Below are 10198 nucleotides of genomic sequence, written 5' to 3'. Positions count from 1 at the left end.
TACACGGCCGAGGCACAGGTGGCGGCGGGGTCGGCGGACGCCGTGGTGGAGCCGGGCGAGCTGCGCGCGGTCCTCGGCCGCTGGCTGCGGCTGCTGACCCGGCCGTGGGCCGCCCCCGCGCCGGTCCCCGCGCCGCTCGGGACGGGCGCGCCGCCCGCCACCGGCTGGGAGGCGGTACGGCGGGCCCGGTCGCCGGAGCGGCCGCGCGTCCGCGCCTATCTGGACGCGTACTTCACCGAGCGGTGCGCGATCAGCGGCGACCGGGCGGGCGGCAGCGACCCGGAGGGGATGCTGTGCGGCTTCGGCGCGCACGCGGGGCGGACGGTGGCGTACGCCGCGCAGACCGGGGCGGCGACCCGGCCCGCCGGGTACCGCACCGCCGCCCGGCTGGTCCGGCTCGCGGACCGGCTGGGCATCCCGGTGCTGACGCTGGTGGACACCCCGGGCGCGGCCAACGACGCGGAGGCGGAGCGGCAGGGGGTGGGGCCGGCCGTCGCGGACCTGTTCGGCGCGGTGGCCGAGGCCCGTACGCCGGTCACCTCGCTGCTGATCGGCGAGGGCGGGTCGGGCGGGGCGCTGGCCCTCGCGGCGCCGGGGGCCACGTGGGCGGTGCCGGACAGCTACTTCTCCGTCATCGGCCCGGAGGCGGCGGCCGCGATCCTCAAGCGTCCGCCGGAGCACGCGGCCCGGACGGCGGACCAGCTGATGCTCCGGCCGCAGGACCTGGCCCGGCTCGGCGTGGTCCGGCTTGGCGTGGTCCGAACAAGCGAGCAGGTGTTCCCCAGAACAGGTGATCGTCGCTCATGAGCACGCACGGGGTCGGTGGGGTCAACGAGACTGACGGTACGCAAGCAACGGGCTGCAGACCGTGGTTGGCGCATGTCCCACGTCGTATGCCGCACGCTCGGCATGCACCAGAACAAGGAGCAGTACGCACATGAACGTTCTCACCGACATCCTCGCCGGCCTCGTCCACTTCGTCGGCTGGCTGGTCTGAGGGCCGGAGGAGGAACAGACGGCGCCGTCTCCCCGTCCCAGGGAGGCGGCGCCGTCCGCGTGTTCCCCCTACGGGAGACCCCGGTCAGCGCACCGACACCGCCCGCACGATCTCCTGGGTCACCGAGCCGCCCCGGTCGTCGCGGGCCGAGGCGCGCAGGGAGACGGTGTCCGCGTCGCGCGGCACGGAGAGCGTGCCGGTCCAGGAGCCGGCCCTGCCGTCCAGCCCGACCTTCCGCCAGCTCTTCCCGTCGTCGTAGGAGACGTCGAGGGTGCCGCCGGTGATCCGGCCGGTGCCGGGCGCTCCCGCCACGTGGTCCGCGCCGAGTCCGACCGTGAGCTTCCGGCCGCCGCGTACCTGACCCGCGAGGTCGGTGCCGACGTCGAAGGAGAGGTTGAGCAGCGGCAGGAGGGTCCAGTGGTCGTCCGGGGTGGCCGCCGACCGGAACGTCCACTCGGCGTGGCCCGTCGTGCCGGGCTCGAAGCGGGCGGGGTCCAGCGCGGTGTCGGTGACGAGCCGGTAGGTGTGCTCGTCGGCGGGCGCGTCCCAGAGGTAGGCGGTGGAGCCGTTCATCCGGTCGACGAGGCCGCCGTCGAGGTACAGCTCCGTGGTCTGGGACAGGCCGCTGTCCTCGCTCCACACGTCGCCGAACCCGGTGTGGTCGGGCCCGGAGTCGCCCCAGCCGGGCGCGTTGAACTGCATACGGGCGCCCGCGCGTTCCTGTCCCCAGCCGAGCCCGGTGCCCAGGTACGGGTGCCAGACGGGCTTGAACCAGTCGAGCCCGGCCCGCGTGCCGCCCTCGTAGCGCACGGTTCCGCCGCGCTCCTCCAGCGTGCCGCCCGCCGAGTCCACCGACTCGTGCCAGAGCTGCCCGGGGCCGGTCGAGACGTACTCGGTGCGCTCGGCGGGGAAGGCGACGCTCTCCTTGAAGCCGATGCCGAGGGAGAAGGTGTCGGTGAGGGAGTACCGGAACTCCCCGCCGGTGGACGGCTCGCCACCGTGGTACTTCGTGTGCAGCTCGGCGAGGTCGCGGCTGCCGGGCCGGTAGGTGAGGTCCCGGTCGGGGACCGCGCCGGAGTACCCGGCGGACAGGTCGTAGGTGTACGGCGTGAAGCGGGTGCCGGTCATGTCGACGCGGCCCGCCGTCCGCAGCCGCGCGGCGTCGGCGGCGTTCACCGTGGCGATGGTCAGCGGCCGGTCGGCGTTGTCGTCCGTGCCCCACCAGCCCATGAGCCGGCCGGGCGCGTCGTCGGTGACGAACAGGGCCTTCGCGCCCGCGTCCTGGGCGGCCCGCGCGAGGGAGGCGGGGTCGGTGCCCTCGGTGAGCCGGGCGAGGACCGCCTTGCCCTCCGCCCCGGTGACCGGGCCGTCGCCGACGTCGACGAGCGGCAGCCGGGTGCGGCCCTCGGCGAGCGTGGAGCCGGACTGGACGGTGGCCTCGGAGACGCCCTTCACCTCCAGGAGCGGCTTGCCGAGCCGCCACACGGTGCGGTACTCGAACGTCCCCTCGGTCACCTTCCGGGTGGGCGCGGCGAAGACGCTGTCGTAGGTCAGCGGCACCTGGACGGCGCCGAAGAGGTGGTTGCCGCCGGCGTCGCGGTCGTACTCCATGAGCAGTTGCCGGGTCTCGGTGCGCCGGTCCACGTCGGCGCCGAGCTCGCGCAGTTCCCGGCCGTCGAGGGTGATCTCGCGGTCCCGGTCGAGGACGACCTCGGGGGCCGCGAGGAAGCCGAGCCCGAGGGAGTCGGCGCCGTGGCCGCCACGCACGTCGAGGAAGGAGGTGAGGCTGTACGTGCCGGGCTCCAGGCGGAGTTGGAGGGTGCCGGAGTCGCCGACGTGCGCCGGTACGGGGTCGACGCCCTCGGCGAGTCGCTGCACCGTCAGGTCGGCGGCCGTGGCGGCGCCCGCGCGGTCCTTGACGCGCACGGTGAGGGTGTACCGCTCCTCCTCCTTGACCAGCCCGAACGCGGTGTGCGCGACGGGTGTGCCCTGGGCGGCGGCCACGATCTGTCCGGCGGTCCGCCCGACCTGGGCGTCGGCCGCGTCACCGGTCACGGTGGTGGACGCCGTTCCGTGGGCGGGGACGGTGAGCGCGGTGTCGGCGAGGGTGACGACGCCGTCGGGCACGCCCTCGACACCCTCGACGGACAGTGCCAGCTCGACGGGCGTGTCGGAGGAGTTGGTGTAGGTCACGGTCCGGGTGACCGGCTCGTCCTCCTCGTACGGCCAGGCGTGGAAGCCGAGGTCGGCGGCGCCGGTGGCGGTGACGTCCGCGCCGATCGCGTCGGGCACGCTCACCCGGCCCGCGCCGAGTCGGTACGGGGAGGCGTCGAGCCGCTTCGAGGTGGACATCAGCGCGTCCTTGAGCCGCGCGCCGGTCCAGTCGGGGTGTTCCTCGGCGAGCAGGGCGGCCACCCCGGCGACATGCGGCGTCGCCATCGACGTACCGTCCATGGAGGTGTACGCGCCGCTGCCCTCGGTGAGGGAGGAGCGGGCGGCGAGGATGCCGACGCCGGGCGCGGACAGGTCGGGTTTGAGGGCGTTGTCGCCGTAGCGGGGACCGGCGCTGGTGAACCAGGCCGCCGTGTCGGTGGAGTCGACGGCCCCGACGGTCAGCGCGGCGTCGGCGGCGCCCGGCGAGCCGATGGACGACGGCGAGCCGGTGTTCCCGGCGGCGATCACGAACAGCGCGCCGGTCTCGGCGGACAGGGTGTTCACGGCCTGCGCCATCGGGTCGGTGCCGTCACTGGCCTCGGTGGAGCCGAGGCTCATCGAGACGATGTCGGCATGCTGGTCCCGGGCGGCCCACTCCATGCCGGCGATGATCTGCGACTCGCTGCCCGAGCCCTGGTCGCCGAGGACCTTGCCGATCGCGAGTCCGGCACCGGGCGCGACGCCCTTCTCCGTGCCGCCGGAGGCGGCGCCGCTGCCGCCGACGGTGGAGGCGACGTGGGTGCCGTGGCCGTGCCGGTCGGCGACCTCCTCGCCCTCGACGAAGCTGCGGGAGGCGGTGATCCGGCCGGTCAGGTCGGGATGACCGGCGTCCACACCGCTGTCGAGCACGGCGACGGTGACGCCCTTGCCGGTCAGCCCGGCCCGCCACGCCTCGGGGGTGCCGATCTGGGCGTTGCTTTCGGCCATCTCCGCGTCGACCCGGCCGTCGAGCCAGACGCCCGCGATCCCGTCCTGCCGGGTGAACGACCGCCAGAACGCACGGCCCTTGGCGGCCTCGACGGCGGCACCGCGCACGCTCGGCAGCGACCGGGTCCGCGCGGCGCCGCGCGGGGTGACGGCCGGGGCGCCCTCGTCGTAGGTGACGATCAGCGGGAGTTCCCCGGTGCCGCTGTCGGCGAGGCCCTGCTCCAGCAGGGCGCTCACGTCGAAGAGCCGTTCGTCGAGCGTGCCGGCCCGCAGGTACGGCAGGGCCTCGTCCGGTACGACGGTGAGCGTGCCGTCCGCGTCCGTGGTGCGTACGGCACCGGTGGCGCCCGGGGGCCGCTCCACGGTGACCGCCCGCTTGCCGTCCCCGGCCCCGGTGACGGTGACCCGGTCGCCGGTGACGAGGGTGACGGTACGGGCGGTGCCGGACGGACCGGCGGCCGCCGTGGGCGTCCCCGCCCCCGCAGCGGACGCCGTGGGGCCGGCCGGGAGCAGCGCGCACACCAGTCCGGCGGCCAGGAGGGACGTTCTGGAACCTCTTCGTCTCGTGCTCATCCACGCCTCTCTTCGTAGAGGCCACTCCTCGTAGAGTGCCGCGGACGAGTCTCACGGGCCTTGTGTTGCAAGGGAGTTGCCCGGCGCTGGCGGGTCCGCGCAGTGGCGGGTTTCCGCCAACGCCACGGGGAGCGACCGGCGCATCACGGGACACCGCCGAGCACGGTCCGTCACAATGGTCGCCGTCCGTGTGATGCAGACGCGCGGACGTACGGCACAGCACAACGGGGAGCGAGCCGCGTCATGGACGGACTGCTGGAGTTCAAGACCGAGGACGGCGCACAGGTCGTGGTGGAGGCCGTCGACCCGCGGACCGGCGCCCGCCCGGCCTCCCGCGGCGGCGGGCCCGCGCAGGCCGCGCGGACCTTCGAGGACGCCCTGGAAGGGGTGCGCGCCGCGGCCGACGCGGCGCTGCGGGTCTTCCGCGACGGCACCCTCAGACCCGACTCCGTGGAGCTGGAGTTCGGGGTGCGGCTCAGCGCGGAGGCCGGCGCGGTCATCGCCAAGGGCACCGCCGAGGGCCACCTGGTCGTCAAGCTGAACTGGTCACCCGGGGCGGCCGCCCCCGCGGCACCGGCGGACGGGGAGGCCGCCGGCCGCTCATGACCGCCGCCGCCTGGCACGCCCGTATCGAGTGCGGCCGGGACGTCGGCGCCGGTTTCCTCGTCGCCGACCGGCTGCTGCTGACCTGCGCCCACGTCGTGCGGGAGCACGAGGACGAGAAGGTCACCGTGTACTTCCCTGGCCGCGGCGACCTCGGCGACCTGCCCGCCCGGGTCGTCCACCGGGGCGGCTGGAGCGAGGAGAGCCCGCGCGGGGACCTGGCCGTTGTCGAGCTGGAGCGGCCGGTGTCGCTGCGGCCCGCCGTGCTCGCCCCGCCCGAGGACACCGACCGGTACGGCCGGGGCGCGCACCTGATCGCCTACGGCTTCCCGGTCCACTTCGACGAGGGGACCCTCGCCCGGTACCAGGCAGTGCCCGGTCCCCTCATCGCCGACGAATGGGTGCAGCTGGAGGCGCTCTCCGCGCACGGGCAGACCCTCCAGGAGGGGTTCAGCGGCGCGGGCGTCGCGCTCGCCGACGGCACGGTCGTCGGCATGGTGACGTCCACGGCCGGGGAGCACGTCGGCCGCATGCTGCCCGTCGCCGTACTGGCCCGCCACTGGCCGGGGCTGGAGGAGCTGCTCTCCCCCGACCGGCCCGGCAAGGACGCCCCGCCGTGGGTGCACGCGCTGGTCCGCCGGGTCGAGCGGGACCGCCCCGACTGCGACCCGCACCGGCTGTACACCTCCGCCATGGGCCCCTTCGACCCGCAGCCCGAGCAGCGCCTGCCGACGCTGCGGGCCGCCCTGGAGTACGTACAGCGGGAGGTGCAGGACCCGCGCGCCATGGGCCGGTTCACCGACCGGCTGCGGCGGGCCCTGGTCAAGCGGCCGCCCGCCGCCACCTCCTGGTCGCCGATCGTGGTGGAGCTGGGACACAGCGGCGCCGGACCCGACCAGGTCACCGTGGAGGTGTTCGCCTACCGCGACGGCCGGCGCCGCCGCGTGCACGACCGGCGGCTCCCGCTGGACGCCGTCCCCGCCTACGTACGGGAGCACGTCGACGCGGCCTTCACCCACCTCGACCCCGACGCCGAGGTCCTGCTCGCCTTCGTCCTGCCGAGCGACCTGCTCAACGAACCGGTGGCCGGCTGGCAGTGCCGGCCCACCGACCCGACACCGTTCGGCATCGCCCACCCGCTGGTCGTGACCGAACGCGAGCGGCTGCGCAGCGGCCAGGTACGGCACGCGCTCACCAAGAAGTGGCAGCGGATGGACGCCCGGCCGGGGGTCCGGCTGCACCGGGTGGACTGCGACTCCCGGGAGAACACCGGCCGGCTGCGGCTGCGGCTCCAGGAGGAGACGACGCTGGCCGGGTTCGCCGCCCACCCCGACAGCGTCAAGGAACACTTCGCGACCGGGCTCAACCTTCCCGTCCCCGTCCTGCTCTGGTCCCGCACCGGCTGCGCCGACGACGACCACGACGGGCCCTGCTCCGGCGCCGCGTTCCTGGACCGGCTCAGCGAGTCCGTGGACGGCGTACCGGCCGCCGAACTGCCACGCGTGGTAAAGCGGTTGCGACAGGAGGCGTACGCCGCCGACGATCCCGAGGGGCACTGGGCCCGGGAAGTGCAACTGCTGTGGGACGATCCCCGCTGTTTCCCCGAACCCGCCGCCGCCTCCTACTCGCCCGTCGGCTGACCCGTCCGGGCGGACCGCACCGCCGCACCCGACCCCGAAAGAGACCGCGCATGGCACTGTGGCCCGTCTACACCGGAGCGGCCGAGCCGCACGACGGCATCACGAAGCTGCCGCCCCCGCCGCCCTGGCGCGCCTTCGACGGCCACCCGGTGCTGGAGCCGCCCGGCGAGCACGACGACGTCTCCGCCACCTCGCCCGACCGCACCCACCGGGCCCGCACCTACCGGGCCACCGAGGAGACGGTGCAGCTGGTCAACGCGGCCCTGTACCTGCGCCGCCCGCTGCTGGTCACCGGCCCGCCCGGCACCGGCAAGTCGTCCCTGGCCTACGCCGTCGCCCGCGAGCTGCGGCTCGGTCCGGTCCTCCGCTGGAACATCACCAGCCGCAGCTCCCTGCACGACGGGCTCTACCAGTACGACCCGCTCTCCCGGCTGTACGCGGCACGGCACGCGGCGTCCGACGGGAACGGGAACGGGACCGGGGCCGGGGCCGGTAACGGGGGTGGGGACGGGGACGCGAGCGGAAACGGGACCGGAAGCGGAAGCGGAAGCGGGAACAGGAGCGGGAGCGGGGCCGGGAGCGGGGAGGGCGGCGGGAGCACCGGCGTCGAGAACCACCTGCGTCTCGGCCCGCTCGGCACCGCGCTGCTCCCCTACGAACGCCCCCGCGTGCTGCTCATCGACGAGATCGACAAGAGCGACCTCGACCTCCCCAACGACCTGCTCAACGTGTTGGAGGAGGGCCAGTACGAGATCCCCGAACTGGTCCGCGCCGCCCGCGACGTGCCCGGCGGACGGGCCGAGGTGATGGCCGACGGCACCGACCGGCGGGTACCGGTGGAGCACGGCCGGGTGCGCTGCCGGGCCTTCCCGTTCACGGTGCTGACCAGCAACGGGGAGCGGGAGTTCCCGCCCGCCTTCCTGCGCCGCTGCGTCTCCCTGCGGCTGCGCCAGCCGGACGACCGGCACCTCGCCGACATCGTCCGCGCGCACCTCGGCGAGCCGGACGCGCACGCCCAGCGGCTCATCGACCGGTTCCTGTCCCGGGTGGGCAGCGGCGAACTCGCCACCGACCAGCTGCTCAACGCCATCTACCTCGCCCGCTCCTCCGACCTCGCCGCCGACTCCCTCGACGAACTCGCCGAGCAGCTGATGCCGTACCTGGGCCAGACACCGCAGCCGCATGCCTTCTGAGCCCTCCGGCGCACCGGAGCCCGTGGCCCGCCTGGCCGACCTCCTCCACCGGGCGACCCCCGGCGCCCGCCCGACCCCCCGCGAACTGGCGGAACTGCTGTGGCTGGCGGGCCGGATAGAGCCGGCTCCGGGGGAGGCGGACGATCCCTCGGACACCGAGGGGTCCGAGGGCGGCCCGGGTCCGTCGGGCACCCTGGACCCCCTGGATTCCCTGAACCCGCCGGACTCGCAGGACTCGGTGGGCTCCCCGCACGACTTGGGGCCCTGGGAGTCGTCGGAGCCTTCGGAGCCGTCGGGGTCGTCGGGGTCGTCGGGGTCGTCGGGGTCCTCGGAGGGACGAGGCGGCGCCGGGGGTCTGCCGTCCCTGCCCCACGGTGCGCCGCCGTCGGGGGACCCGTCCGCCGCTGCCCGTTCCGCCCGGCCGCCGCACCTCCCGCTGCACCTGCCGTCCGCGTCGGCCACCGGGACGGGTACCGGGCGGCACACCGTGCTGCTCACGCCCGCGCCGCCGATGCTCCGCCACACCCTTGCGCTCCAGCGCTCGCTGCGCCCGCTGCGGCGCCGCAGCGACGCGCCCGCCGTCCGGGAGGTCGACGAGGCGGCGACCGCCGACCGGATCGCCCGGCTCGGCGCCGATCCCCGCTGGTGGCTGCCGGTCATGCGCCCCTCGCGCGAACGCTGGCTCCGCCTGGAGCTGGTGTACGACGCCGGGCCGACGATGCCGGTCTGGCGGCCCCTCGTCGACGAACTGCACACGGTCCTCGCGCAGTCGGGCGTCTTCCGCACGGTCGCCCTGCACCGGGCGCTGCCCGACGGCACGGTCGCCGGGGACGGCGTGCACGCCCCCGTCGACGGCCGTACCGTCACCCTCCTCGTCAGCGACTGCATGGGTCCGCAGTGGCGGGCCGGACCGGCCGGCGACCGCTGGTTCGGCACGCTGCGCCGCTGGGCCCGCCGGATGCCGCTGGCCGTCGTCCAGCCGCTGCCCGAGCGCCTGTGGCGGGACACGGCGCTGCCGCCGGTCGCCGGGCGGCTGACCGCCCCGTACCGCGCCGCGCCCAGCGCCGCGCTGTCCTTCGTGCCGTACGACGCCCCCGACGTCGCCCCGCCCGAGGGCGCCGTGCCGCTGCCGGTGCTGGAGCCGGGGCCGGAGTGGCTGGCCAACTGGGCGTCGTTGGTCGCGAGTCCGGGCGGCGCGGGCCGTCCCGGGGCGGCGGCGCCGCTGCACCGTCCGCTGCCGGCCGGCACCGGGGACCGCGCCGACGTGACCCGGCTGCCCGCCGAGGAGCTGGTGCTGCGGTTCCGGGAGACCGCGTCCCCTCAGGCGTGGCGGCTGGCCGGGCACCTCGCCCTCGGCCATCCCGACCTGCCGGTCATGCGGCTGGTGCAGGCAGCGGTGGAGCGCGAGCCGCGGCCGGCGCACCTGGCCGAGGTGATCCTCAGCGGCATGGTCGCCTCGGTGCCGGGGCCGCCCGGCTCGTACGCCTGGCGGCCCGGTGTCCGCGAGCTGCTGCTGCGCGGGCTGCCACGGACGGCGCGGGCCCGCACCCATGACCTGCTGCTGAGCACCGGGGACCTGATCGAGGAGCGGGCGGGCCGCTCCCCGGGTGAGTTCCCCGCCCTCACCCCGGCGGCGGACGGCACGGAGAGCGGGGCGCACGGGGAGGCGTTCGCGTCGGTCAGCCCGGACACGGCACGCCAACTGGCGGCGACCGGTCGCGGGCCGTGGCCCGCCCCGGGCTCCGCCCCGGATCGGAAACCCGCCGAGGACCCGACACCGACGCCGGCCGCTCCGTTGCCCGGGGCCGCTCCGTTGCCCGGGAATGCCCCGGCGACCGGAGATGCCCCGGCGACCGGGGATGCTCCGGCGACCCCACCCACCGACGCCCCGGTGACCGGAGATGCCCCGGCGACCCCACCCACCGACGCCCCGGCACCCGCCCCCGCCTCCGACCCGGCGACCCCGTTCACCGCCACCACCGAGCCGGCGCCCACCACCGAGGCGACGCCCACCACCGAGCCGGCGCCCACCGCCGAAGCGACGCCCGGCG

Annotated in this window: 6 protein-coding genes; 5 read left to right on the top strand and 1 reads right to left on the bottom strand. The window is 75.8% G+C overall.

Translation table 11 applies throughout. From position 1 onward, the window contains the following. Window positions 1–807: carboxyl transferase domain-containing protein (locus tag UW392_RS03075; protein WP_320773272.1), on the top strand; the 807-nt coding region annotated here is incomplete at its 5' end. A 274-nt stretch (window positions 808–1081) separates the two neighbouring features. Here the strand turns inward: UW392_RS03075 and UW392_RS03070 are convergent. Continuing rightward, window positions 1082–4711 carry a S8 family serine peptidase gene (locus tag UW392_RS03070; protein ID WP_320773271.1) on the bottom strand — a complete coding sequence of 1210 codons (3630 nt, stop codon included), beginning with the start codon at window positions 4709–4711 and terminating at the stop codon, window positions 1082–1084. A gap of 243 nt (window positions 4712–4954) precedes the next feature. On the opposite strand from UW392_RS03070, the gene UW392_RS03065 reads away from it, so the two are divergent. The 4 genes from UW392_RS03065 to UW392_RS03050 all read left to right on the top strand — a co-directional run. After that, the gene (locus UW392_RS03065; protein ID WP_320773270.1) at window positions 4955–5317 is read left to right on the top strand and encodes a CU044_2847 family protein; all 363 of its coding nucleotides are present in this window, start codon (window positions 4955–4957) and stop codon (window positions 5315–5317) included. Then, window positions 5314–6954 (top strand): trypsin-like peptidase domain-containing protein, encoded by a 1641-nt coding sequence (locus UW392_RS03060; protein WP_320773269.1) that lies wholly within the window; start codon window positions 5314–5316, stop codon window positions 6952–6954. The genes UW392_RS03065 and UW392_RS03060 overlap by 4 nt, the downstream gene beginning before the upstream one ends. A 50-nt stretch (window positions 6955–7004) precedes the next feature. Next, window positions 7005–8147, top strand: coding sequence for a MoxR family ATPase (locus tag UW392_RS03055; RefSeq protein WP_320773268.1), 1143 nt, complete (start codon window positions 7005–7007; stop codon window positions 8145–8147). After that, window positions 8137–10198: SAV_2336 N-terminal domain-related protein (locus UW392_RS03050; RefSeq protein WP_320773267.1), on the top strand; the 2062-nt coding region annotated here is incomplete at its 3' end. The genes UW392_RS03055 and UW392_RS03050, both read left to right, overlap by 11 nt.

This window comes from Streptomyces sp. CRN 30 (assembly GCF_034105845.1).
This window is presented reverse-complemented; position numbering and strand designations above follow the sequence as displayed.